At 54.5% G+C, this 24,169-nt stretch carries 20 protein-coding genes and 2 rRNA genes; 5 read left to right on the top strand and 17 right to left on the bottom strand.

Annotated features, from left to right (window positions below; all coding sequences use genetic code 11):
* Positions 1 to 7 precede the first annotated feature (7 nt).
* The 15 genes from phnO to LCD46_01770 form a co-directional block, all read right to left on the bottom strand.
* Positions 8 to 442 carry an aminoalkylphosphonate N-acetyltransferase gene (gene phnO, locus LCD46_01700; protein UOY71091.1) on the bottom strand — a complete coding sequence of 145 codons (435 nt, stop codon included), beginning with the start codon at positions 440 to 442 and terminating at the stop codon, positions 8 to 10.
* Positions 435 to 986: a ribose 1,5-bisphosphokinase gene (gene phnN, locus LCD46_01705; protein UOY72870.1), complete on the bottom strand. Its 552-nt coding sequence runs from the start codon at positions 984 to 986 to the stop codon at positions 435 to 437. Before phnN ends, phnO begins: the two co-directional genes overlap by 8 nt.
* The gene (phnM, locus tag LCD46_01710; GenBank protein ID UOY71092.1) at positions 983 to 2,119 is read right to left on the bottom strand and encodes an alpha-D-ribose 1-methylphosphonate 5-triphosphate diphosphatase; all 1,137 of its coding nucleotides are present in this window, start codon (positions 2,117 to 2,119) and stop codon (positions 983 to 985) included. The genes phnN and phnM overlap by 4 nt, the downstream gene beginning before the upstream one ends.
* Positions 2,116 to 2,796 (bottom strand): phosphonate C-P lyase system protein PhnL, encoded by a 681-nt coding sequence (gene phnL / locus LCD46_01715; protein ID UOY71093.1) that lies wholly within the window; start codon positions 2,794 to 2,796, stop codon positions 2,116 to 2,118. Before phnL ends, phnM begins: the two co-directional genes overlap by 4 nt.
* 9 nt (positions 2,797 to 2,805) lie before the next feature.
* Positions 2,806 to 3,561: a phosphonate C-P lyase system protein PhnK gene (gene phnK, locus LCD46_01720; protein ID UOY71094.1), complete on the bottom strand. Its 756-nt coding sequence runs from the start codon at positions 3,559 to 3,561 to the stop codon at positions 2,806 to 2,808.
* Complete coding sequence (gene phnJ / locus LCD46_01725; protein ID UOY71095.1) at positions 3,558 to 4,403, bottom strand: alpha-D-ribose 1-methylphosphonate 5-phosphate C-P-lyase PhnJ; 846 nt, start codon at positions 4,401 to 4,403, stop codon at positions 3,558 to 3,560. The genes phnK and phnJ overlap by 4 nt, the downstream gene beginning before the upstream one ends.
* Positions 4,396 to 5,460, bottom strand: coding sequence for a carbon-phosphorus lyase complex subunit PhnI (locus LCD46_01730; protein ID UOY71096.1), 1,065 nt, complete (start codon positions 5,458 to 5,460; stop codon positions 4,396 to 4,398). The genes phnJ and LCD46_01730 overlap by 8 nt, the downstream gene beginning before the upstream one ends.
* Complete coding sequence (phnH, locus tag LCD46_01735; GenBank protein ID UOY71097.1) at positions 5,460 to 6,044, bottom strand: phosphonate C-P lyase system protein PhnH; 585 nt, start codon at positions 6,042 to 6,044, stop codon at positions 5,460 to 5,462. Before phnH ends, LCD46_01730 begins: the two co-directional genes overlap by 1 nt.
* Positions 6,041 to 6,493, bottom strand: coding sequence for a phosphonate C-P lyase system protein PhnG (phnG, locus tag LCD46_01740; GenBank protein ID UOY71098.1), 453 nt, complete (start codon positions 6,491 to 6,493; stop codon positions 6,041 to 6,043). The genes phnH and phnG overlap by 4 nt, the downstream gene beginning before the upstream one ends.
* Positions 6,494 to 7,219, bottom strand: coding sequence for a phosphonate metabolism transcriptional regulator PhnF (gene phnF, locus LCD46_01745; protein UOY71099.1), 726 nt, complete (start codon positions 7,217 to 7,219; stop codon positions 6,494 to 6,496). It abuts the gene before it with no gap.
* 20 nt (positions 7,220 to 7,239) lie between these two features.
* Positions 7,240 to 8,019: a phosphonate ABC transporter, permease protein PhnE gene (phnE, locus tag LCD46_01750; GenBank protein ID UOY71100.1), complete on the bottom strand. Its 780-nt coding sequence runs from the start codon at positions 8,017 to 8,019 to the stop codon at positions 7,240 to 7,242.
* Between the two features lie 115 nt (positions 8,020 to 8,134).
* Positions 8,135 to 9,151, bottom strand: a complete 1,017-nt coding sequence (gene phnD, locus LCD46_01755; protein UOY71101.1) for a phosphonate ABC transporter substrate-binding protein — start codon at positions 9,149 to 9,151, stop codon at positions 8,135 to 8,137.
* Positions 9,152 to 9,175: 24 nt separating this feature from the next.
* Positions 9,176 to 9,964, bottom strand: a complete 789-nt coding sequence (phnC, locus tag LCD46_01760) for a phosphonate ABC transporter ATP-binding protein (protein UOY71102.1) — start codon at positions 9,962 to 9,964, stop codon at positions 9,176 to 9,178.
* Positions 9,965 to 10,100: 136 nt separating this feature from the next.
* Complete coding sequence (gene yjdN, locus LCD46_01765) at positions 10,101 to 10,538, bottom strand: VOC family metalloprotein YjdN (protein ID UOY71103.1); 438 nt, start codon at positions 10,536 to 10,538, stop codon at positions 10,101 to 10,103.
* Positions 10,539 to 10,618: 80 nt separating this feature from the next.
* A complete protein-coding gene (locus LCD46_01770) occupies positions 10,619 to 10,954 on the bottom strand; it encodes a phnA family protein (GenBank protein ID UOY71104.1) in 336 nt (111 codons plus the stop codon).
* A 595-nt stretch (positions 10,955 to 11,549) separates the two neighbouring features.
* Between LCD46_01770 and crfC the strand changes: the two genes are divergently transcribed.
* Together crfC and LCD46_01780 are read left to right on the top strand one after the other, a co-directional pair.
* Positions 11,550 to 13,904, top strand: coding sequence for a clamp-binding protein CrfC (gene crfC / locus LCD46_01775; protein UOY71105.1), 2,355 nt, complete (start codon positions 11,550 to 11,552; stop codon positions 13,902 to 13,904).
* Positions 13,901 to 14,776: a YjcZ-like family protein gene (locus LCD46_01780; GenBank protein UOY71106.1), complete on the top strand. Its 876-nt coding sequence runs from the start codon at positions 13,901 to 13,903 to the stop codon at positions 14,774 to 14,776. The genes crfC and LCD46_01780 overlap by 4 nt, the downstream gene beginning before the upstream one ends.
* A 58-nt stretch (positions 14,777 to 14,834) precedes the next feature.
* Here LCD46_01780 and kdgT read toward each other — a convergent pair whose 3' ends face one another.
* A complete protein-coding gene (gene kdgT, locus LCD46_01785; GenBank protein ID UOY71107.1) occupies positions 14,835 to 15,827 on the bottom strand; it encodes a 2-keto-3-deoxygluconate transporter in 993 nt (330 codons plus the stop codon).
* Between the two features lie 648 nt (positions 15,828 to 16,475).
* On the opposite strand from kdgT, the gene proP reads away from it, so the two are divergent.
* Positions 16,476 to 17,978 carry a glycine betaine/L-proline transporter ProP gene (proP, locus tag LCD46_01790; protein UOY71108.1) on the top strand — a complete coding sequence of 501 codons (1,503 nt, stop codon included), beginning with the start codon at positions 16,476 to 16,478 and terminating at the stop codon, positions 17,976 to 17,978.
* A gap of 34 nt (positions 17,979 to 18,012) precedes the next feature.
* Here proP and LCD46_01795 read toward each other — a convergent pair whose 3' ends face one another.
* Positions 18,013 to 18,966: a nickel/cobalt transporter gene (locus LCD46_01795; protein ID UOY71109.1), complete on the bottom strand. Its 954-nt coding sequence runs from the start codon at positions 18,964 to 18,966 to the stop codon at positions 18,013 to 18,015.
* A gap of 498 nt (positions 18,967 to 19,464) precedes the next feature.
* Here LCD46_01795 and LCD46_01800 point away from each other — a divergent pair.
* Together LCD46_01800 and LCD46_01805 are read left to right on the top strand one after the other, a co-directional pair.
* Positions 19,465 to 21,004, top strand: a 16S ribosomal RNA gene (locus LCD46_01800).
* 208 nt (positions 21,005 to 21,212) lie between these two features.
* Positions 21,213 to 24,118 (top strand): 23S ribosomal RNA (locus LCD46_01805).
* The 16S and 23S rRNA genes sit together here, the layout of an rRNA operon.
* The last annotated feature ends 51 nt before the right edge of the window (positions 24,119 to 24,169 follow it).

Consider the following 24,169-nt stretch of genomic DNA (forward strand, 5'->3'; position numbering starts at 1 on the left):
CATACCTCTACAGCGGTTTGGTGAATCGAAAATGACTCTGTGTGTAACCTTCACGGACATAAAAACGGTGGGCATCCACGCGTTTTACGCTGGTGGAAAGCTCGGTTAACTCCGCTCCCGCCTGACGTGCGACGTCTTCTGCCCACGCCAGGAGTTGGCTCCCCACTTTGTGACCACGCGCCTGCGGCATCACCACCAGCTCCTGGATTTCGCCAATCCAGCGTGCGTGATGCAGGTGAAACTGCATATGTAGGCCAATCATGCCGACGATCTGCCCGTCCAGCTCGGCAAGCTGATAACGCATATTGTGGTCCTGTAGATTGGCAAGATAACCGGTGTGAAAGGCCATATGATCGAACTCGGCCTGCTTTAACTCGCAGATGAGAGCGTAAACCATCGCCGCATCGTCGGCGGTGGCGGGGCGAAGCTGGCAGTCAGGCATGCTGTTTCTCCTTCTGACGGATCAGCGATAAAAAGGTATCGACAGACTGTAGCAAACTTCCGTCATTATTGAGGATATGACATTCAGACGGGGTATAACGCGCCGCGCGCTCAAGCCGCTGGTCTATCTCACGGGCTGATTCGCGCCCCCGGCTCTGCAACCGGCTGCGCAGGACATCGGGTGAAACCTGCAGACAGACCGGCAGCAGGGCGGCTTCATATCGGGCGCGCGCTTGTTGAAGGTGTGCACGCGAACCGTTGACCAGCACGTCGAAACCCGCGTGTAGCCAAAGGTCTATCTCGATACCCACCCCGTAGTAATAACCGTTGGCGTGCCAGCTGAGCGCCAGCAGGTTTTGCCCCGCGCGGGTGAAAAACTCCTGCTCGCTCAGGGCAATATGATTTTCACTTCCGGCATTCGCCGCGCGGGTAATATAGCGGTGTGCGACCAGCAGTTGCGGGTGTTCCCGCTGTCTTAACGCGGACAGCAGGCTGTCCTTACCGGAGCCGGACGGCCCCATTAGCCAGATTAGTCTTCCCATCAGAATACCCGTTTTCCCTGACGCCAGACGTGGTCGATATGGATATGCTCACCTTTACGGTGGGCCAGCACCAGATCCGCCCGTTTACCTTCGGCGATCTCTCCACGATCCTGAAGATTCAGCGCCGATGCCGGGTTTTTCGTCACCAGACGAATGGCCTGCGGCAGCGTGAATCTGTTGCCCTCGTCGTCCGCCACCCGGAATGCCGCATCCAGCAGGCTGGCGGGGTAGTAATCGGAGGAGAGGATATCGAGTAGATCAAGTGAGGCGAGCTTGCTTGCCGCCACGTTGCCGGAATGCGAGCCGCCGCGCACAATGTTTGGCGCGCCCATTAGCACGTTCATGCCGTGCTTACGGGAGGCTTCAGCTGCTTCAAATGTGGTGGGAAATTCGGCGATCACGCTACCAAGCTGATGAGATTCGAGTACATGTTCATGGGTGGCGTCATCATGGCTGGCCAGCGCGATGTTGCGGTCCCGGCACATCGCAGCAATGGAGAGGCGATTCGGCTGCGACCACTGTGCTGCCAGCGCCAGCTGCTCATCTTCGTAGCGGGCCATCTCAGCATCGGTGAGAGAGTACTTGCCCTGGTAGTATTCGCGATATTTCTCAATATTGGCGAACTGGCGCTGCCCTGGGGAGTGGTCCATCAGTGACACCAGCGAGACCGGCTCACGACCGACCAGCTTTTCAAACAGCGGCAGGGTGGTGTGATGCGGCAGTTCGCAGCGTAGATGCAGGCGGTGCTCGGCGCGGTTGAGACCACGTTTTTGCGTCTCTTCCACGGCGTTAATCATCTTCTCCAGATTTTCCAGACGATCGCCTCCGTCGCGCACGTCACCAATCGCTACCGCATCCAGTACGGTGGTGATGCCGCTGGCGACCATCAGCGCGTCGTGGCTGCTCATCGCCGAATGGGCGGGCCAGTCCACTTTCGGGCGCGGGGTGAAGAACTTATCCAGATTATCGGTATGCAGCTCGATCAGCCCTGGCAGCAGCCAGCCGCCTTCGCCGTCCATGGCTTCTGGGGAGCGACTCAGGGTTTCGGCGAACGCGCGGATCACCCCGTCCTGGATCTCAATGGAGCCGCCAACCACTTCATTTTCCAACACCAGCTTGACGTTATTGATAATCATGCGTGGGTCCCCATTGGATGTAGCCTGTCTGCGACATGGGTGCGAACAGTATCGTCGTGGAAGATCCCGACGATCGCCGCGCCGCGTTCTTTAGCCTGTTCGATCAGCTCCACCACCGCCGCGCTGTTTTTGCTGTCGAGCGAGGCGGTGGGTTCATCGAGCAGTAAAATCGGGTAATCGACGATAAACCCGCGCGCAATGTTCACGCGCTGTTGCTCGCCGCCGGAAAAGGTCGATGGCGCAAGGTGCCACAAGCGCTCAGGGACGTTCAGGCGCGTCAGCAGGCTGGCGGCTTTGGCGGCGCAAGTTTCGCGCGGCATGCCAAGATCCAGAAGCGGCTGCATCACCACGTCCAGGGCGGAGATCCGCGGGATCACCCGCAGAAACTGGCTCACCCAGCCGATCGTTGAGCGGCGGACTTCCAGCACTTTCCGTGCGGGTGCCTGAACCAGATCGACCCACTCATCGCCGTGGCGGATGTGAATATGGCCTTCGTCCGGCAGATAGTTGGCATACAGGGAGCGCAGCAGGGTGGATTTTCCGCTGCCGGAATGGCCGTGCAGGACCACACATTCGCCCTTGCTGACCTCAAGTGAAGCATTTTGCAGCACCGGCAGGCGCACGCCGTTTTGCTGATGGAGCACAAAGGTTTTACTTACGTTTTGCACGCGGATCATGTTGGCCTCTTAATTCTGCAATACCGACGACACCAGCAGCTGGGTGTACGGATGATGGGGATCGTCGAGTACCCGGTCGGTTAACCCACTTTCCACCACCTGACCTTGTTTCATTACCAGCAAACGGTCTGCCAGCAGGCGCGCCACGCCCAAATCGTGGGTGACAATCACCACTGCGAGGTTCAGCTCTACCACCAGGCCGCGCAGCAGATCGAGCAGTCGCGCCTGAACGGAAACGTCCAGCCCGCCGGTGGGTTCATCCATAAACACCAGCTTCGGATGGGTGACCAGGTTGCGGGCGATTTGCAGACGTTGCTGCATGCCGCCCGAGAAAGTAGTCGGCAGGTCGTCGATACGCGAGGCAGGGATTTCAACTTCTTCCAGCCAGTGTTGCGCCGTGGTGCGGATATTGCCGTAATGGCGCGCGCCGGTGGCCATCAAGCGTTCGCCGATGTTGCCTCCCGCAGAGACCTGACGGCGCAGACCGTCCATCGGGTGCTGATGCACCACACCCCACTCGGTGCGCAGCAGGCGGCGGCGCTCGGCTTCACTCATGCCGTACAGGGATGCTCCTTCATACAAAATGTCGCCATTCTGCGGCGTCAGGCGCGCAGAGATGGATTTAAGCAGCGTCGTTTTGCCTGAGCCGGACTCCCCGACGATCCCCAGCACTTCCCCCGGCCACAGCTCAAACGAGACGTCGCTGAAGCCTTTGCCCGGCGCATAAAGGTGGGTCAGGTTGTTAACCGAAAGCAGCGGTTTCATAGGCTGTTCGCCTCGCTCTGTTGGCGGCAGTAATCGGTGTCGGAGCAGACAAACATCCGTTTGCCCGTGTCATCCAGCACCACTTCATCCAGATAGCTGTGTTTCGAACCGCAGATGGCGCACGGCTCATCCCACTCTTGCACCGTAAACGGGTGGTCATCGAAGTCGAGACTCTCCACACGGGTGTAGGGCGGCACGGCGTAGATGCGCTTTTCACGCCCGGCACCGAATAGCTGCAGCGCAGGCATCATGTCCATCTTCGGGTTATCGAATTTCGGGATTGGCGACGGGTCCATCACGTAGCGACCGTTCACCTTCACCGGGTAGGCGTAGGTGGTGGCGATATGGCCGAAGCGGGCGATATCTTCATACAGTTTCACCTGCATGATGCCGTACTCTTCCAGGGCGTGCATGGTGCGGGTTTCGGTTTCACGCGGCTCAATAAAGCGCAGCGGCTCAGGGATAGGGACCTGAAAAATCAGGATTTGATCTTCGGTGAGTGGCGTTTCTGGAATGCGGTGACGGGTCTGGATCAGCGTGGCATCTTCGGTTTTTTCGGTGGTGTTAACACCCGTCACGCGCCTGAAGAAGTTACGAATCGACACGGCGTTGGTGGTGTCGTCCGCCCCCTGGTCGATGACCTTCAGCACATCCGCTTCCCCAATCACGCTGGCGGTAAGCTGAATACCGCCGGTGCCCCAGCCGTAGGGCATCGGCATTTCGCGGCCGCCGAACGGTACCTGATAGCCCGGGATTGCCACCGCTTTCAGGATAGCGCGGCGGATCATACGTTTGGTTTGCTCATCCAGATAAGCAAAATTGTAGCCGCTTAAGTTAGCCATTTTCGCGCTCCCGTTGCAGGCGTTTCAGTAGTTCCAGTTCGGCCTGGAAATCAACGTAGTGCGGCAGCTTGAGGTGCGAGACAAAGCCTGCGGCCTCAACGTTATCCGCGTGGGCCAGCACGAACTCTTCGTCCTGTGCCGGGCCGGAGATGTGTTCACCGTAGTCCGGGGCCTGCAGCGCGCGGTCGACCAGCGCCATTGCCATCGCTTTACGTTCACTCATACCGAACGCCAGCCCGTAACCCCGGGTAAAGTGTGGCGCTTCGTCTTCCGGAGCGACAAAGCCGTTGACCATTTCGCATTCCGTGAGCAGCAGTTCCCCGATGTTCACGGCAAAACCCAGCTCTTCAGGCACAATTTCAACGTCAATGAAGCCGCTACGAATTTCTGCTGCAAACGGGTGGTTACGCCCGTAACCGCGCTGTGTCGAGTAGGCCAGCGCCAGCAGATAACCTTCGTCGCCGCGCATCAACTGCTGAAGGCGCGACGAGCGTGAGCACGGATAAACCGGCGGTGTGCGGGTAATGTCGTCTGGCGTGCTGCCGGTGTCTTCTTCGGCTTTTGCCAGCCCCTGATGCGCCAGCAGGCTAAAGACGTGCGGGGAGGCATCTTGCTGCGGCTCGGCCGTGCTCAGGGAAGGCGTTTCACCGTTTGCCAGCAGCGTGAAATCCAGCAGGCGATGGGTGTAGTCGTAGGTGGGGCCGAGCAGTTGACCGCCAGGGATGTCTTTATAAACGGCCGAAATGCGGCGTTCCAGGCGCATCTCAGCGGTGTTAACGGGCTCACTCACCGCCAGTCTGGCAAGCGTGGTGCGATACGCGCGTAACAGAAAGATGGCTTCGACGTTGTCACCGCTGGCCTGTTTTAACGCCAGCGCCGCCAGCTCGCGGTCAGCGATGCCGCCTTCGGTCATGACACGGTCGACGGCGAGGTTTAACTGCTGCTCTAACTGGGCAACGCTCAGCTCAGGAAGCTGCTCATCACCCCGTCGTCTGTGCGCCTGCAGCGCATGGGCGGCGGCGATGGCTTTTTCGCCCCCTTTGACGGCAACGTACATCAGCATACCTCCACGTGAGTGGTTCGCGGTATTGCCAGCAGGCGTTCACCGCAGGTCAGGATCAGGTCGATACCCAGCGGGAACGGGTGGGGACGTTCGGTCAGCTCATGAATGATGCAATCCGGCAGCTGTGGCGCGACCATCCGTTCGTCAGCGATGCCAGCACCGGTCAGGCGCAGCATGCGACCGCCGCTCAGGCTCGAGACCTGCAAAATCAGCGTGGCGCTGGTTTCCGGAGCGACGGCACTGCCTTCGCTCAGGGCGTTGAGCTGTTCGTGGCTGATTTGCTCATCGGCCACGGCAAACACGGCCTGTCGGGGCTGTTCAACCAGCTGAGCGTTGGTGTGAAAACGCAGGTTCTGGCTGGCAATATCATTCGAAAGCGCGCCTGAGAGCCACACCGGAGTATCGTTGTCGGCTAGGGTCAGCAGTACGCTGGTGGTCGCCAGGTTTAGCGGCAGCCAGCTTTGTGAAAGCTGGTGCAGCGAGACAATCACGCCCGGCTCGCTCATGGCTTTCAGCAGGCGACGAAAACTCTGTTGGGCATCCTGGACAGCAAGGATAAAAGCGGGTAGAAGCGTCATGCGTTATCTCCGCGAACGAGCGTAAAGAAGTCGACCCGGCTGGTGTTCACTTCGGCCTGACGTGCGGCAAGGCGTGCGGCGCGGTCGGCTTCCAGAGGGGCGATAAGGGTTTCCATTAACGTCTGGAAATAAGGTTGTTCCTGCAAAAGCGCGTCTATCACTGCGCAATGTTCGGCATGCTGTTTATCGCGACCGAGCACGTAGCCGTAGCCCAGCGTGCCGCTGTTCAGGCGGATCACGGCACGGGTAAGGGTGGCATCACCCGCGAAGAAGCGCTCACCGGTACCTCCCATGCGCGCCTGGATCTGTACCAGGCTGATTTCCGGCGGGCGAATAGTGTCGTAGTCCGGCGTCAGGCCGAGCGCGTTCATACGGCTGTGCAGCGCAGCAGGCTGACAGTGGGCCAGCACGCGCATCCAGCGCTGACGGGTGGCGGTATCGAAGTGCATTCAGTGCTCCATGGTGAATTCGATCATGTCGGCGCGGGTCAGACTGACGGAGTATTCCGTCGCGTCGACTTCACCGTCACGGTGGTTAAGGGTGCGCACGCAGAGCAGCGGGGCCATGTTGGGGATTTCCAGCACTTTGCTCTCTTTGGCCTGCGCGCGGCGGGCGCTGATGCGCGTCTGGGTGCGCTTAAGCGCAATACCGGTGGCATCACGCAGGAAGTCATGCAGTGAACCGCTGGTGAAATGTTGCAGCACAGGCCAGAGGCTCATGTCACTGAAGTAGTGATCTATCTGGCAAACCGCCACGCCGTTAACCCGGCGCAGCGTGCGCAGGTGCACCACGTTGTCGCCCTCCTGAATGCCCAGCGCGTCAGCCACGTGGCTGGAGGCCGGGCGCAGCACCGACAGCAGCTTTTCGCTGGTGGGGTGGCTGCCCTGATCGAGCAGGTTCTGGCTAAAGCGGGCCTGCGCGTTGAGCGGGTAGTCGAACGGGCGCATCAGCACCAGCACGCCCACGCCCTGACGGCGCTGAACCCATCCGCGCTCGACCAGCTGATCGATGGCGCGGCGCAAGGTATGACGATTCACTTCATAACGGTCGGCAAGCTGTTGCTCGGCAGGCAAGTAATCCCCGCAGCGATAGTGCGTGCGCAGTTCCACTTCAAGCTTTGCCGCAATCTCTTGCCAGCGGGTAGGGTAACTGGTCGGACGTCTGGATAAGTGCATAGAAATCAAAGCCTCGCTTCTCAGATGAAGTGCTTACGCAAACGTTGAGAGAGGAAGTCCAGCAGGCTGACGGTGATGATAATGAGCACCATCAGGGCGCAGGTTTGCTGGAACTGGAAACCGCGAATGGCTTCCCATAGCGTCACGCCAATGCCGCCTGCGCCCACCATGCCCACCACGGTGGCGGAGCGGACGTTGGACTCGAAGCGGTACAGGGAGTAGGAGATCAGCAGCGGCATCACCTGCGGCAGCACGCCGTACAGAATCTCTTCGATTTTGTTGGCGCCAGTCGCGCGGATGCCTTCAACCGGGCCGGGCTCGATGGCTTCAACCGCTTCTGAAAGCAGTTTGGAAAGCACGCCGGTGGTGTGAATGAACAACGCCATTACCCCGGCAAACGGGCCAAGTCCCACGGCGACCACGAACAGCATCGCGAAGACCATTTCGTTGATGGCGCGGCAGGCGTCCATCAGGCGACGCATCGGCTGGTACACCCACCACGGCACGATGTTTTCGGCACTCATCAGGCCAAACGGAATGGAGAGAATGACGGCCAGGGCGGTACCCCAGACGGCGATTTGCAGGGTGATCGCCATTTCGCCGAGATAATCCTGCCACTGGCTGAAATCCGGCGGGAAGAAGTCGGCGGCGAAGGTCGCCATGTTGCCCGCGTCTTTGAAGAGCAGGAGCGGATCCATCTCCGCGCCCTTCCAGGAGATAACCAGCACCGCCAGCAGGATGGCCCAGCTTATCAGCGAGAACCAGCTGCGCTTCGGCGGCGGGAGGGTGATGGTTTGCATGTTGGCTCCTTTATCTGTTCTCCCTCTCCCTGTGGGAGAGGGCCGGGGTGAGGGCATCAGCGTGCGCATTTCCCCCTCACCCTAACCCTCTCCCTCAAGGGAGAGGGGACTTGAGTTACTGAACCGCTTTATTCACGCTGGTCATCGCGCTCAGCGCCGCAGTCAGGCGGTCCAGGTCTTCCAGCTTGGCCTGAATTTCAGACACTTTGCTGGTCTTCTCTTCGTCCTTCAGCCCTTTGTTGTCCTTCACGCCCTGCATCTCTTTAAACAGCGCCAGCTGGCGAATCGGCACCAGCTGCAGGTCGCTGGATGCGCGGAACGGCGCCCAGCCAAGTTTCGCCAGAACTGCCTTCTCTTCCGGCGTTTTGCCGTAGTTCATAAAGAAGTCGTAGACCTTGTCCTTGGTGCTCTCAGAGAGATTTTTGCGCCATACAATCGGGTCGCCCGGGATCAGCGGTGATTTCCAGATGACCTTCAGCTCTTTGAGTTTGTCCGGTGCGGAGGTCTTCAGCTTGTCGAGGTTTTCGGTGTTGTTGGTGGCAACATCCACCTGCTTGTTGGCCACGGCCAGCGCGTTGGTTTCGTGGCTGGCGTTGACGGTGCGCTTGAAGTCGCTGGCAGACGCGTTGTTCTTAGCGAAGACGTAGTAGCCAGGGACCAGGAAGCCAGAGGTGGAATTCGGGTCGCCGTTACCAAAGGTCAGATCTTTGCGTTTGGCGAGCATGTCGTTGAGGTTATTGATTGGGCTGTCTTTATTAACGATCAGCACACTCCAGTAACCCGGGGAGCCATCTGCCGCAACGGTCTGGGCAAAGACCTGACCGTTCGCGCGATCGACTGCTTCCATCGCAGAGAGGTTGCCGTACCAGGCGATGTCCACTTTGTTAAAGCGCATCCCCTGGATGATGCCGGCGTAATCCGGCGCGAAGAAGGCGTTCACCTTGATCCCCAGTTTGGTTTCCATATCTTTCAGGAACGGTTCCCACTGAGGTTTGAGATTCTGCTGTGATTCCGTCGAAATAATGCCGAAGTTCAGCGCTTTTTCCTGTTCTTCCGCGTACGCAGGGCTTAACAGGGTGCTGATGCTGAACATACTGGTAAAGGCCAGTGCGGCAACGGCTTTGTAGCTCATGTACTTTCCTCGGATCGGGTTGGGTTATGCAGCCTGCGCGTTCTCGTCGACGCGGTTAATGCTGCGGTAGAGATGGTCAAAACGTTCGTTATCAAACTGATGGCTTGCACCATCAAAGAACACATGTCCCTGACGCAGCGCGACGATGCGCTCGCAGTAGCGCAGGGCGTAATCCACCTGATGCAGCGTCACCACCACGGTGATGCCGTCGTTCTGGTTAATGTCTCTCAGGGTTTCCATCACGATGCGCGCGGATTCCGGGTCGAGCGAGGCAATCGGCTCATCGGCCAGGATCACTTTGGCTTTTTGCATCAGCGCACGGGCAATCGCCACGCGCTGCTGCTGACCACCGGACAGGGTGGAGACACGCTGGTGGGCGAAATGCGCCATGCCAACGCGTGTCAGCGCCTGCAACGCCTGTTGTTTCTGAGAAGGGGAAAACCAGCGCAGACAGGTGCGCCAGAACGGCGTGCTGCCGAGTGCGCCAATCAGGACGTTCTCCAGCACCGTCAGGCGGTTCACCAGGTTGAACTGCTGGAAGATATAGCCTGTTTGCGCGCGGCTTTTACGGATATCACTCGCCAGACGGCCCGCGCGCTGGACGGTGTTACCCAGCAGTTCGACGTGACTTTCCGGTGCTTTATCGCAGGTAATAAGGCCGCTCAGGTGGCGCAGAAGGGTGGACTTACCTGAACCGGATGGCCCCAGCAGTGCCACCATTTCACCCTGCTTAACGGTCAGATCAACGGCATGCAGAGCCTTGTTATGATGAAAGGTCTTGCTCAGTTTCTCGACGCGGATGACAGTTTGCATATGCTGGGCCTCACGATAAATGTGGCCTCATGCTGGCGCATCAATGTGACATTTGGGTTAAGTCTGGGTTGCGGGAGTTTGAAGAGTTGAGCGGAGTTTGATGACAGGCGGAGGCAGACCGCCCACCGCCCGAAAATTAGTGCTGCTGCTTAACGACGTTAATCATCCACGGCACGCCGTATTTATCGGTGACTTTACCGAAACCGTGTGCCCAGAAGGTTTCCTGCCAGGCCATTTCGATATTCCCGCCCGCGGCGAGGTTGTCGAACCAGCGCTTGCCTTCATTGACGTCCTGGGTATCGAGTACCAGCGTGAAACCCGCGTACTGTGCGTTGCTGCCCGGCGGCATCCCGTCGCTCATCATGATATCGCTGCCCGCAATGCGGACGTTAGAGTGAGCGATCGCCGAATCCGGAAATTGCATACCGGACGGACAGCCTTCTTCGCTGTTATCGCTTTTTGGCATTTCGCCGAAGGTGATTTTATAGAGGAGCTCGGCACCGACGGCTTGCTGATAGAAGGCGGTGGCCTCTGCGCAGTTACCGGCGAATGAGATGTAGGGACTTAACGGCATAATCTTTACCTCACGTAAGAAAAGCTCGTTAAGTGTAGTTCCTGAATGCCCGGTATGCGAAGCGCCACCGGGCAGGTCAATCAGTTCTTTTTCACGAATTCAGATTTCAGTTTCATCGGACCAAAGCCGTCAATTTTGCAGTCGATATTATGATCGCCTTCAACCAGACGGATATTTTTCACTTTGGTACCAATCTTCAGCATGGAAGAGCTGCCTTTCACTTTCAGATCTTTAATCACGGTGACGCTGTCGCCATCCGCCAGCAGATTGCCGTTCGCATCTTTTACGACAAGTGCATCTGCATCGTGTGATGGCTCGGCATCATTCCATTCATGGGCGCATTCCGGGCAGATAAACATGCCATTATCTTCATAGGTGTATTCAGAATTGCATTTTGGGCAGTGTGGGAGTTGCATATCGGTATCCTCAAAAAGTGTTAACGCGCTGGAAAGTGCCAGCTAAATGACGGCAGTGTGCCGAAAAAGGCGGCAAGTATAGCGCAAATCCACACGGTTGTCGGTGACATTGTTGATTAAAAAAATGCAAAAAGTGTATAGCGAGTGACATTTCCTGTCAGTCAGTTAAGCGATGCTTATGCCATTAACACGGTGGGAAGAAATGGCGTTAAATATATCGAATATTTTATTGCAGCAAATTGCTACGCTCCTTCATTTCGGATAAGGTGAAGCAACACATTGTTATTTATCTCCGGACTTCCCCGCCATTCATATCTTATGGTGGTGACGCATTACCTCTCTTTTTAGGTGGGTAAATAACGATGATATATCCTGAAGCTTCTTAAAAATGGGCTACGCTTTTTTCTTTTGGCCGTCAGGCCAGGAGGAGAGCTTCACACGCCATGCAAGGATAGTGAATTATTTCTGATTAGCATCAATCAGTTATATTTCGGCGAACATGTTTTCCACACGTGATCATATAAGCCTGAACAACATAATAAAAACCAGTGGCTTAATAAAAGTAATAAATTTGCGTTAAGGAAAGGCTTTTATCATGCACACACAGACCATTTTTGAATTAAGCCAGGAAGCAGAGCGTTTGTTACAGCTTGCCCTGCAAAATCTCGATACGCTGAAATCAGTGCCGACGGCGATGCTGGATAGCACCACGGCGGCGATTACGGGTGAAAAGAACAACGTCTTGCCTTTGCATTTTAGTGCGCGCGGTGTCGAAGCACAGCAGGCAATGTTGAATAATGAATTACGGAAAATAACGCGTCTGGAAATGGTTCTGGCTATTGTTGGTACCATGAAAGCGGGGAAATCGACCACTATTAATGCGATTGTGGGCACGGAAGTGTTGCCGAACCGCAATCGTCCGATGACAGCGCTACCGACATTGATCCGTCATACACCGGGTCAGAAGGAGCCTGTACTGCATTTCTCTCATGTCTCGCCGATTGATGATTTGATCCGACTGCTACAGAAAAAGCTCTGCGATAACGATCGTGGGAAACTGGCTCAGCGTCTGGAAATTGATAAAGACATGAATATGCTGCTGGAGCGAATTGAAAAAGGGGAAGCTTTTGAGAAGCATCACCTGGGCGCACAGCCGATATTTCATTGTCTGAAAAGCCTCAATGACCTCGTCAGACTCTCCCTGGCGCTGGGTGTCGAATTTCCCTTCTCTGAGTACGCGGCTATCGAACACATTCCGGTGATCGAAGTAGAGTTCGTACATCTTGCGGGTCTGGATGCCCACCTCGGTCAGCTGACGCTGCTCGATACCCCAGGGCCTAATGAGGCCGGGCAACCGCATCTGCAAAAAATGCTTAGCGAGCAGTTGTCCCGTGCATCGGCAGTGCTGGCAGTGATGGATTACACCCAGCTTAAATCTATTTCTGATGAAGAGGTCCGCCAGGCTATTTCGGTCGCGGGAAAATCAGTGCCGTTGTATGCCCTGGTCAATAAATTCGATCAGAAAGATCGTAATAGCGACGATGAAGAACAGATCAGGGCGATGATCTCTGGCACGCTCATGAAAGGCAATATTTCGCCCGGGCAGATCTATCCTGTTTCATCAATGTGGGCGTATCTGGCGAACCGCGCCCGCTACGAGATGATTACCCACGGACAACTGCCGGATCACCAGGAGCAGCCCTGGGTTCAGGATTTTGCCGAAGCTGCCCTTGGGCGTCGTTGGCGTACAGCGGATTTGGATGATATCGACCATATTCGTCATGCCGCCGATCTGTTGTGGGAAGACTCGTTATTTGAACAACCGATACGCAAACTGATTTACGCCGCCTATGCCAATGCGTCGTTATTTGCGCTGCGTTCGGCGTCGCATAAGCTTCTAAACTACGCGCAAAATGCCCGGGAGTATCTCGATTTTCGTTATCAGGGGCTGACTGTGGCCTTTGAGGAACTCGAACTTAACATTACGCGAATTGAAGAGGATATGGCGCAGCTGCAGACGCGTCAGCAGGTGGTCAGCGATGAAGTGAAACATGAAGTCGAGGAGGCGCTGAATGCAACGGATGACTTTATGGCGTTGCAGAAAAGTGCGCTTCAGCAGGCGATTGGTCATGTTTTTAGCCGTCCCAATATTCTTGATTTGGCCGGGAATGATCCGCTGAATCTTCGTCGCGATGAACCGGAAGCGCTTAAACAGCTTACGCTGGAAGATGAGGGACAGGCGCAGATTGTGCTGAGTAAAATCCGTTCCTCCTGCGAGCTGGTCATGCTGGATGCGCAGACGAAGATCTGTCGGGAGTTGGCGTTACGTTTTGATCAGCTGGAGTCTACGCTTGCGCGTTCACTGAATGAAGCGATGCGGCCTATTGAAACGCGTATTAAAGAACATCTGAGCCATGCCGGTTTTCGCGCACGGATTAGCTTCCCGGCGTTTCAGGCTAACCAGCTTAACTTCAACACGCGGGCGCTGTTTAACGATGCCATTGCGCAGGATAACACTCCGGCAGGCCAATCATCTGGCGGGAGTAGCATGCGTGAAACGGTCTCTCGCTGGCTCAATAACCCCGGCTGGGGTTGGGATGATTACGTCGAAACGCGCACGCGTTTTGTTATCGATATTGCACAGCTACATGACAAATTTAAGCAACATATTGAGCAGTTTTGTGAACAAATCCGTAAAGCTTTATCCGCGCAGGTCGATGTCTCTGTTACGGCAGGAATGGCAACGTTCTTTGCAGAATTTTCGTTATGCCTGACCGGGTTACAGGAAAGCTTGCGTGATAGCCTCGCAGTGCGTCAACAAAATGAGCATTCAACCCGAGCGCTCTGCCAGTTGTTGAAGCAAAGTATTACTACTGCGACGTGGATTCAGGAAGATACCCGACTGTTACGCGATGACATTCAAACTCTATTCGCGGCAGAGCAACCATGACAACACAACTACTGGACGGTCCCGGGAGAACGCTGGAGTGCATTAATCCAAAATTTATGGTCGATCTGGTGCAGGGTGTCGATGCGCCGCGTCATCCCCACCAGGGACCACAACAGCTGCAGTTTCGTGAGCGTTTGACTCAGGAGATCATGACGCATACCCGGCTACGGCCCTGGGCAATGGCTGGAATGCTCAATGAAAATGCGGCGTTACGCCTTGGGCTGGCAGAAAAACTGGCCGGTATGCTTGACCCCGGTCATCTCGCGCTGACGCTGATGGCCGATAAACTGATGGCGCTGCGTCAGCAGACTCACCCGCGGGCTCCGCAATCACCGGGCCTGATGCAGCAGTACGCTGAACTCTCCTCTCATTTTACCCAGCGTGCAGCTTATAAAGAAAAGGCGCTGACCCAACGCGGATTAACGGTGCAGGCGGGTGAGCACAGTGAGCAAATTTTTACCCGCTGGCGAGCCGGGCTCTATGATGGCTGGTCTCTGGCCGGGCGCTGCTTTGTCGTCCTGGAAGAACTGCGCTGGGGGGCATTTGGCGACGCATGTCGCCTGGCCAATGAAGATGTGTCGGCAATGCTCAAGGATAACTTACGCAGCATGGCGGCGAACTATCTGGCGCAAGGTATCAATGCGTCTCCCTCTACCCGCCATTTTTATCACCAGTGGTTAACGACGCCTGCTTCTCCAGGATTGATCGATCATAAAGATATGCTGGGCTGGTTGGGTGACTGGTGCCAGGCGGATAAGCATCCTGTGAGCTGGTCAGTGACGCAAAACTGGCAAACCGTCGCGCTGGGTATGCCGAGGCTCTGTTCGGCAAAACGGTTGGTGGATGGGATGATGGAAGAGATTTTTGGGTGAATCCCTTACACATCTGCCCCCCTTTCCCCACAGGGAAAAGGGGGGCAGATGTGATGTGTTAATGATTCATTTCTATTGGTTTCGGTTCAGGCTGGGACTCTTGCCTATTTCCGTAACGTTTTGCATACAGCGCCGTGATGATGGGCACCAGGATCGCGGTAACAATCACGCTGGCAGCAACCAGTGCCGTCGCTGACGCGGCCACCGGTTCGAAGGCCGGATTTATTTGGGCAATGATCACCGGGTTTGCTACCGCCGCACCTGCGGCTGAAGAGGCGGCGACACCCGCCGTTCCGTTTCCTCCTCCAATCACGCGGTCGGCAATAATCAGCGGAATACCGGTGATGATGATGACAGCCACGCCCAGCACAATACCCAGCAGGCCTGTATCGAGAATGACATTCAGATTGATGGTGTTACCCAATGCGAAACCAAAGAACGGGATCAGTACTGGAGTGGCTTTGCTAAAGAAGTCACGCAAGTCGTGATCCAGGTTACCCAGGGCGAAACCGATCAGGAATGGCAGGATCGCGCCGACAAAGTGGTGGGGTTCAAATGATGCCAGGCCAGCAGACCCCAGAATCAGCATCGTCATCAGCGGGCCGGATTCCAGAGACATCAGTACAAATGCCCCGGACTCTTCTTTCGTTCCATACTGGTTCATCAGGCTGGCATACAATCCACCGTTGGTCATATCCATCGCAGAGACAATTGCCAGAACTGATAAACCAGCGAAGAACCCGGTCTGAATTCCATTCTCCGGAATGAACATTGCACATATCATTGCCACAGCCCAGGCGACTGCTATTTTGGTTATCACCAGCGTACCGGATTTACGTAATACGGTACCCGTTGCCCGCAAATTAATGGATGCTCCAATACAAAAGAACCAGACTGCCAGAATGGGAACGGTGCCGGTTATCATTCCTTTTGTGAAACCACCAAAATAGGCTCCGGTATCAGGAGCCAGGGTATTCAGGATGGCACCCAGTACCAGCGGAACCAGCATCATGCCGCCAGGTATGCGTTCTATCGTGGCCTTAATCTTCATATATAACCCTCACATCTGATCCCGCGAAACGGGTGATAATCGCTAAAAATAATTCAATAAATTCAATCAATTGAATTTTTTTTCGTGAATTTATTTCGATAGCCATGCAGCAAAAAATAAACGTGTGCTCTCGTTTAGCCATGTTTGAAAACACATGTAACGTCGTATTTGAATTTATCATGCGATCAATGGAATGTTGATTCAACAAAAACAAAACGATGTTTTAGTTATCTTTGTCACATATTCAATGTAAATTTTCGGATGGGTTCTTGATGGGCGGAGTTATGTAAATCTGATGTGAATTAATGCGGTTTGTTTTTCCGTTACAAAAGAAATAATGACGCACGTGAGGATATTCTTGTAGGGGGAATGAGGAAGGTCTTATTGGCGCTAATTGACAAAAACTTAACTCAGTTGACCTTATGCGCAAATTAGCGTGAAGTTGATCACAAATATAAACGCTGGTAGGGTAAAAAGGTCATTAACTGCCCAGACAGGCGTCAACAGGTTCGGTTGTATCGACGTAAAACGTCAATGTAAGTAAACCTGCTACGCTTGAATAAGGCGATTCGCATGGAGCGGATCCCATGGTTCACAGAACGCAAACTGGACTGTGAAACAGACAGGGCCGAGTCTACGAGGATAGTTATGCTGAGAAGGAAAAAGATTAAACCCATCACACTTCGCGACGTCACCATCATTGATGACGCAAAATTGCGTAAAGCCATTACCGCAGCTTCGCTCGGTAATGCGATGGAGTGGTTCGATTTTGGTGTCTACGGCTTTGTGGCCTATGCGTTAGGTAAAGTGTTCTTCCCCGGGGCTGACCCCAGCCTGCAGATGATTGCCGCACTGGGTACGTTTTCCGTTCCCTTCCTGATTCGCCCGCTGGGCGGCCTGTTCTTCGGTATGCTCGGCGATAAATATGGTCGCCAGAAGATCCTTGCCATCACCATCGTCATTATGTCGATCAGTACGTTTTGTATCGGCCTGATCCCGTCGTATGCCACGATCGGGATCTGGGCGCCGATTCTGCTGCTGATATGTAAGATGGCCCAGGGCTTCTCCGTGGGTGGGGAGTATACCGGTGCTTCGATCTTCGTCGCAGAGTATTCCCCGGACCGTAAGCGTGGCTTTATGGGGAGCTGGCTGGACTTTGGCTCGATTGCCGGGTTTGTCATGGGCGCGGGCGTAGTAGTACTGATTTCAACTGTGGTAGGGGAAGATAATTTCCTCGACTGGGGCTGGCGTATCCCGTTCTTCCTGGCCTTGCCGCTGGGGATCATTGGTCTGTACCTGCGTCATGCGCTTGAAGAGACCCCAGCATTCCAGCAGCACGTCGAAAAACTGGAACAGGGTGACCGTGAAGGGCTGCAGGAAGGTCCGAAGGTGTCGTTCAAAGAGATTGCCACTAAGCACTGGCGCAGCCTGCTGACCTGTATTGGTCTGGTTATTTCTACCAACGTCACCTACTACATGCTGTTGACTTACATGCCGAGCTATTTGTCGCATAACTTGCATTACTCGGAAGATCACGGTGTGCTGATTATTATCGCCATTATGGTCGGTATGCTGTTTGTGCAACCGATTATGGGTCTGTTAAGTGACCGCTTTGGCCGTCGACCGTTTATTATCCTGGGGAGTGTTGGTCTGTTTGCCCTGGCAATCCCGGCATTTATTCTGATTAACAGTAATGTACTGGGGCTGATTTTCGCGGGTCTGCTGATGCTGGCAGTGATCCTCAACTGCTTTATTGGGGTGATGGCCTCCACATTACCCGCGATGTTCCCGACACACATTCGTTATAGTGCGCTGGCCGCAGCTTTTAACATTTCGGTGCTGATTGCCGGTCTGACCCCGACCCTTGCCGCCTCGCTGGTGGAGAGTACGCAGAACCTGATGATGCCTGCTTATTACCTGATGGTGATTGCGGTGATTGGTTTGATTACCGGTATTGCTATGAAGGAGACGGCAAATCGTCCATTGAAAGGGGCGACGCCTGCCGCATCCGATATTCAGGAAGCGAAAGAGATCCTGCGTGAGCACTACGATAATGTAGAGCAGAAGATTGAGGATATTGACGCAGAGATTGAAGAACTGCAGAAAAAACGCTCCCGACTCGTGGATCAGCATCCACGCATCAACGAGTAATAAATGAAACCCGCCAACGGCGGGTTTTCTTTTATTAGCATCCGGCAGCGATGTAGTCGCCATTGGCGCTGATGGGGATCACTGTCAGGAACAGGATCGTCGCGAACAGGATAAGAACTATCCCTCCGGCTATTTTGACTACCGGTACCAGCCATCTTAGTGAGGAGCTTCCTCCAAACCAGGCCACGGTACGCTCACGGGCGTAACGTACTGCCAGTGAAAGTCCCATAATAGAAAGTGCCGTTCCCAGAGACATGGTCATTACTGCTGCCATCCCCCAGGTGACTATGCCCAGCGCGTTCGAGAACATCAGGATCATGATTGCCCCGCTACACGGGCGCGCGCCAATTGCCAGAATCACACCCAGGCGGGTTTTCCAGTCACCTTGTGTCAGATTCGCTCCCACACCATGGTGGCTACAGCCACAGTGTTCGTCATGCTGATGGAGGGGCTTGATGGCTGAAATAGTCATCCTGTGCGGACGCAGGCTCTTAAGCGACTGGTAAATGATAAATGCACCAAATGCGCCAATGAGTACTGCGCTTATCTTCTCAACATACCAGCGGCTGGTACTGATATCCCCTGATGCGAGGTTAAACCCGACTGCCAGAATAAAGACAAAAAGAATGGCGCTGACGCCTTGCATCAGGCTGCCAAGGAAAGGGACAACCCGGGCGGCCAGCTCGCTTTCCTTATTTGTAGTCAGGTAGGTCGTCACGATGAACTTTCCGTGCCCGGGGCCAATGGCGTGGAGAACGCCATAAAGGAAAGCCCCCGTTAATAGCCATAATCCGCCGCTGTACTGGTGGTTATTAAGCTGCAGCAAATACATCACCAGATAACGGTGCAGCGTAATTTGCGTGGCCAGGCACCACTGGATAAAGGCATTCCAGTGCGTATGCAGGGTAAAACCGGCAAAGAGGATCGCCAGCAACATTAGCCCTGCTGTGGGGATACGCCAGTCACGGGTGAGGCGTTGTGTGGTCATGAAGGTGGCCTGCGGAGGAGAATATTTGCCGCTAGTATAGTTGATCTTCCTCCTCGGTTCGCAGGATCACGCCAGGATCCATGAACAAATGTGGATAAGTCTGTGTGTAAATGGGTATAAAGCGGGGTTTTGCTGGGGAATGCAGCAGTCAGTCATTTTTTTGCAACTTTTCGGTTGCGGCCTGCGGAGAACTCCCTATAATGCGCCTCCATCGACACGGCGGATGTGAATCACTTCACAAACAACCCGGTCGGTTGAAGAGAAAAAATCCTGAAATAACGGGTTGACTCTGAAAGAGGAAAGCGTAATATACGCCACCTCGCAACGATGAGCTGAAAGCCGCGTTGCAACTGCTCTTTAACAATTTATCAGACAATCTGTGTGGGCACTCAAAGTGACATGGATTCTTAACGTCCCCGGACGAAAAATGAATACCAAGTCTCAACGAGTGAACACGTAATTCATTACGAAGTTTAATTCATTGAGCATCAAACTTTTAAATTGAAGAGTTTGATCATGGCTCAGATTGAACGCTGGCGGCAGGCCTAACACATGCAAGTCGAGCGGTAGCACAGAGGGCTTGCTCTCGGGTGACGAGCGGCGGACGGGTGAGTAATGTCTGGGAAACTGCCTGATGGAGGGGGATAACTACTGGAAACGGTAGCTAATACCGCATAACGTCGCAAGACCAAAGAGGGGGACCTTCGGGCCTCTTGCCATCAGATGTGCCCAGATGGGATTAGCTAGTAGGTGGGGTAACGGCTCACCTAGGCGACGATCCCTAGCTGGTCTGAGAGGATGACCAGCCACACTGGAACTGAGACACGGTCCAGACTCCTACGGGAGGCAGCAGTGGGGAATATTGCACAATGGGCGCAAGCCTGATGCAGCCATGCCGCGTGTATGAAGAAGGCCTTCGGGTTGTAAAGTACTTTCAGCGGGGAGGAAGGTGCTGAGGTTAATAACCTCAGCAATTGACGTTACCCGCAGAAGAAGCACCGGCTAACTCCGTGCCAGCAGCCGCGGTAATACGGAGGGTGCAAGCGTTAATCGGAATTACTGGGCGTAAAGCGCACGCAGGCGGTCTGTCAAGTCGGATGTGAAATCCCCGGGCTCAACCTGGGAACTGCATTCGAAACTGGCAGGCTAGAGTCTTGTAGAGGGGGGTAGAATTCCAGGTGTAGCGGTGAAATGCGTAGAGATCTGGAGGAATACCGGTGGCGAAGGCGGCCCCCTGGACAAAGACTGACGCTCAGGTGCGAAAGCGTGGGGAGCAAACAGGATTAGATACCCTGGTAGTCCACGCCGTAAACGATGTCGACTTGGAGGTTGTGCCCTTGAGGCGTGGCTTCCGGAGCTAACGCGTTAAGTCGACCGCCTGGGGAGTACGGCCGCAAGGTTAAAACTCAAATGAATTGACGGGGGCCCGCACAAGCGGTGGAGCATGTGGTTTAATTCGATGCAACGCGAAGAACCTTACCTACTCTTGACATCCAGAGAACTTTCCAGAGATGGATTGGTGCCTTCGGGAACTCTGAGACAGGTGCTGCATGGCTGTCGTCAGCTCGTGTTGTGAAATGTTGGGTTAAGTCCCGCAACGAGCGCAACCCTTATCCTTTGTTGCCAGCGGTCCGGCCGGGAACTCAAAGGAGACTGCCAGTGATAAACTGGAGGAAGGTGGGGATGACGTCAAGTCATCATGGCCCTTACGAGTAGGGCTACACACGTGCTACAATGGCGCATACAAAGAGAAGCGACCTCGCGAGAGCAAGCGGACCTCATAAAGTGCGTCGTAGTCCGGATTGGAGTCTGCAACTCGACTCCATGAAGTCGGAATCGCTAGTAATCGTAGATCAGAATGCTACGGTGAATACGTTCCCGGGCCTTGTACACACCGCCCGTCACACCATGGGAGTGGGTTGCAAAAGAAGTAGGTAGCTTAACCTTCGGGAGGGCGCTTACCACTTTGTGATTCATGACTGGGGTGAAGTCGTAACAAGGTAACCGTAGGGGAACCTGCGGTTGGATCACCTCCTTACCTTAAAGAACCTGCCTTTGTAGTGCTCACACAGATTGTCTGATGAATGATAAATTTCAAAATGTACTGCGAAGTGCATTGTGAAATTTTGCTCTTTAAAAATCTGGATCAAGCTGAAAATTGAAACGACACACAGTTAATGTGTGTTCGAGTCTCTCAAATTTTCGCAAATCGATGATGAATCGAAAGAAACATCTTCGGGTTGTGAGGTTAAGCGACTAAGCGTACACGGTGGATGCCCTGGCAGTCAGAGGCGATGAAGGACGTGCTAATCTGCGAAAAGCGCCGGCGAGGTGATATGAACCTTTGACCCGGCGATGTCCGAATGGGGAAACCCAGTGTGATTCGTCACACTATCGTTAACTGAATACATAGGTTAACGAGGCGAACCGGGGGAACTGAAACATCTAAGTACCCCGAGGAAAAGAAATCAACCGAGATTCCCCCAGTAGCGGCGAGCGAACGGGGAGCAGCCCAGAGTCTGAATCAGCTTGTGTGTTAGTGGAACGGTCTGGAAAGTCCGACGGTACAGGGTGATAGTCCCGTACACGAAAATGCACAGGCTGTGAACTCGAAGAGTAGGGCGGGACACGTGGTATCCTGTCTGAATATGGGGGGACCATCCTCCAAGGCTAAATACTCCTGACTGACCGATAGTGAACCAGTACCGTGAGGGAAAGGCGAAAAGAACCCCGGCGAGGGGAGTGAAAAAGAACCTGAAACCGTGTACGTACAAGCAGTGGGAGCACCTTCGTGGTGTGACTGCGTACCTTTTGTATAATGGGTCAGCGACTTATATTCTGTAGCAAGGTTAACCGTATAGGGGAGCCGAAGGGAAACCGAGTCTTAACTGGGCGTTAAGTTGCAGGGTATAGACCCGAAACCCGGTGATCTAGCCATGGGCAGGTTGAAGGTTGGGTAACACTAACTGGAGGACCGAACCGACTAATGTTGAAAAATTAGCGGATGACTTGTGGCTGGGGGTGAAAGGCCAATCAAACCGGGAGATAGCTGGTTCTCCCCGAAAGCTATTTAGGTAGCGCCTCGTGAACTCATCTTCGGGGGTAGAGCACTGTTTCGGCTAGGGGGCCATCCCGGCTTACCAACCCGATGCAAACTACGAATACCGAAGAATGTTATCACGGGAGACACACGGCGGGTGCTAACGTCCGTCGTGAAGAGGGAAACAACCCAGACCGCCAGCTAAGGTCCCAAAGTCATGGTTAAGTGGGAAACGATGTGGGAAGGCACAGACAGCCAGGATGTTGGCTTAGAAGCAGCCATCATTTAAAGAAAGCGTAATAGCTCACTGGTCGAGTCGGCCTGCGCGGAAGATGTAACGGGGCTAAACCATGCACCGAAGCTGCGGCAGCGACGCTTATGCGTTGTTGGGTAGGGGAGCGTTCTGTAAGCCGTTGAAGGTGTCCTGTGAGGGATGCTGGAGGTATCAGAAGTGCGAATGCTGACATAAGTAACGATAATGCGGGTGAAAAGCCCGCACGCCGGAAGACCAAGGGTTCCTGTCCAACGTTAATCGGGGCAGGGTGAGTCGACCCCTAAGGCGAGGCCGAAAGGCGTAGTCGATGGGAAACAGGTTAATATTCCTGTACTTGGTGTTACTGCGAAGGGGGGACGGAGAAGGCTATGTTAGCCGGGCGACGGTTGTCCCGGTTTAAGCATGTAGGCGGAGGTTCCAGGTAAATCCGGTACCTTATTAACGCTGAGGTGTGATGACGAGGCACTACGGTGCTGAAGTAACAAATGCCCTGCTTCCAGGAAAAGCCTCTAAGCATCAGGTAACATCAAATCGTACCCCAAACCGACACAGGTGGTCAGGTAGAGAATACCAAGGCGCTTGAGAGAACTCGGGTGAAGGAACTAGGCAAAATGGTGCCGTAACTTCGGGAGAAGGCACGCTGATATGTAGGTGAAGCCCCTGCGGGTGGAGCTGAAATCAGTCGAAGATACCAGCTGGCTGCAACTGTTTATTAAAAACACAGCACTGTGCAAACACGAAAGTGGACGTATACGGTGTGACGCCTGCCCGGTGCCGGAAGGTTAATTGATGGGGTTAGCGGTAACGCGAAGCTCTTGATCGAAGCCCCGGTAAACGGCGGCCGTAACTATAACGGTCCTAAGGTAGCGAAATTCCTTGTCGGGTAAGTTCCGACCTGCACGAATGGCGTAATGATGGCCAGGCTGTCTCCACCCGAGACTCAGTGAAATTGAACTCGCTGTGAAGATGCAGTGTACCCGCGGCAAGACGGAAAGACCCCGTGAACCTTTACTATAGCTTGACACTGAACACTGGTCCTTGATGTGTAGGATAGGTGGGAGGCTTTGAAGCGTGGACGCCAGTCTGCGTGGAGCCGCCCTTGAAATACCACCCTTTAATGGCTGGTGTTCTAACGTAGACCCGTAATCCGGGTTGCGGACAGTGTCTGGTGGGTAGTTTGACTGGGGCGGTCTCCTCCCAAAGAGTAACGGAGGAGCACGAAGGTTAGCTAATCCTGGTCGGACATCAGGAGGTTAGTGCAATGGCATAAGCTAGCTTGACTGCGAGAGTGACGGCTCGAGCAGGTGCGAAAGCAGGTCATAGTGATCCGGTGGTTCTGAATGGAAGGGCCATCGCTCAACGGATAAAAGGTACTCCGGGGATAACAGGCTGATACCGCCCAAGAGTTCATATCGACGGCGGTGTTTGGCACCTCGATGTCGGCTCATCACATCCTGGGGCTGAAGTAGGTCCCAAGGGTATGGCTGTTCGCCATTTAAAGTGGTACGCGAGCTGGGTTTAGAACGTCGTGAGACAGTTCGGTCCCTATCTGCCGTGGGCGCTGGAGAATTGAGGGGGGCTGCTCCTAGTACGAGAGGACCGGAGTGGACGCATCACTGGTGTTCGGGTTGTCATGCCAATGGCATTGCCCGGTAGCTAAATGCGGAAGAGATAAGTGCTGAAAGCATCTAAGCACGAAACTTGCCCCGAGATGAGTTCTCCCTGACTCCTTGAGAGTCCTGAAGGAACGTTGAAGACTACGACGTTGATAGGTCGGGTGTGTAAGCGCAGCGATGCGTTGAGCTAACCGATACTAATGAACCGTGAGGCTTAACCTTACAACGCCGAAGGTGTTTCGGCGAAGAGACAGACAATCAAATTTCAGCCTG

Source organism: Enterobacter ludwigii (assembly GCA_023023105.1).
Classification (GTDB): domain Bacteria; phylum Pseudomonadota; class Gammaproteobacteria; order Enterobacterales; family Enterobacteriaceae; genus Enterobacter; species Enterobacter adelaidei.

Coding starts and splice junctions, on each gene's coding strand:
- LCD46_01730 (UOY71096.1), bottom strand. CDS start 5,460: ATGTACGTTGCCGTCAAAGGGGGCGAAAAAGCCATCGCCGCCGCCCAT.
- phnL (UOY71093.1), bottom strand. CDS start 2,796: ATGATCCGCGTGCAAAACGTAAGTAAAACCTTTGTGCTCCATCAGCAA.
- phnK (UOY71094.1), bottom strand. CDS start 3,561: ATGAAACCGCTGCTTTCGGTTAACAACCTGACCCACCTTTATGCGCCG.
- LCD46_01795 (UOY71109.1), bottom strand. CDS start 18,966: ATGACCACACAACGCCTCACCCGTGACTGGCGTATCCCCACAGCAGGG.
- phnD (UOY71101.1), bottom strand. CDS start 9,151: ATGAGCTACAAAGCCGTTGCCGCACTGGCCTTTACCAGTATGTTCAGC.
- phnC (UOY71102.1), bottom strand. CDS start 9,964: ATGCAAACTGTCATCCGCGTCGAGAAACTGAGCAAGACCTTTCATCAT.
- phnG (UOY71098.1), bottom strand. CDS start 6,493: ATGCACTTCGATACCGCCACCCGTCAGCGCTGGATGCGCGTGCTGGCC.
- phnM (UOY71092.1), bottom strand. CDS start 2,119: ATGATTATCAATAACGTCAAGCTGGTGTTGGAAAATGAAGTGGTTGGC.
- crfC (UOY71105.1), top strand. CDS start 11,550: ATGCACACACAGACCATTTTTGAATTAAGCCAGGAAGCAGAGCGTTTG.
- phnF (UOY71099.1), bottom strand. CDS start 7,219: ATGCACTTATCCAGACGTCCGACCAGTTACCCTACCCGCTGGCAAGAG.
- phnH (UOY71097.1), bottom strand. CDS start 6,044: ATGACGCTTCTACCCGCTTTTATCCTTGCTGTCCAGGATGCCCAACAG.
- phnE (UOY71100.1), bottom strand. CDS start 8,019: ATGCAAACCATCACCCTCCCGCCGCCGAAGCGCAGCTGGTTCTCGCTG.
- kdgT (UOY71107.1), bottom strand. CDS start 15,827: ATGAAGATTAAGGCCACGATAGAACGCATACCTGGCGGCATGATGCTG.
- phnO (UOY71091.1), bottom strand. CDS start 442: ATGCCTGACTGCCAGCTTCGCCCCGCCACCGCCGACGATGCGGCGATG.
- LCD46_01780 (UOY71106.1), top strand. CDS start 13,901: ATGACAACACAACTACTGGACGGTCCCGGGAGAACGCTGGAGTGCATT.
- yjdN (UOY71103.1), bottom strand. CDS start 10,538: ATGCCGTTAAGTCCCTACATCTCATTCGCCGGTAACTGCGCAGAGGCC.
- proP (UOY71108.1), top strand. CDS start 16,476: ATGCTGAGAAGGAAAAAGATTAAACCCATCACACTTCGCGACGTCACC.
- phnJ (UOY71095.1), bottom strand. CDS start 4,403: ATGGCTAACTTAAGCGGCTACAATTTTGCTTATCTGGATGAGCAAACC.
- LCD46_01770 (UOY71104.1), bottom strand. CDS start 10,954: ATGCAACTCCCACACTGCCCAAAATGCAATTCTGAATACACCTATGAA.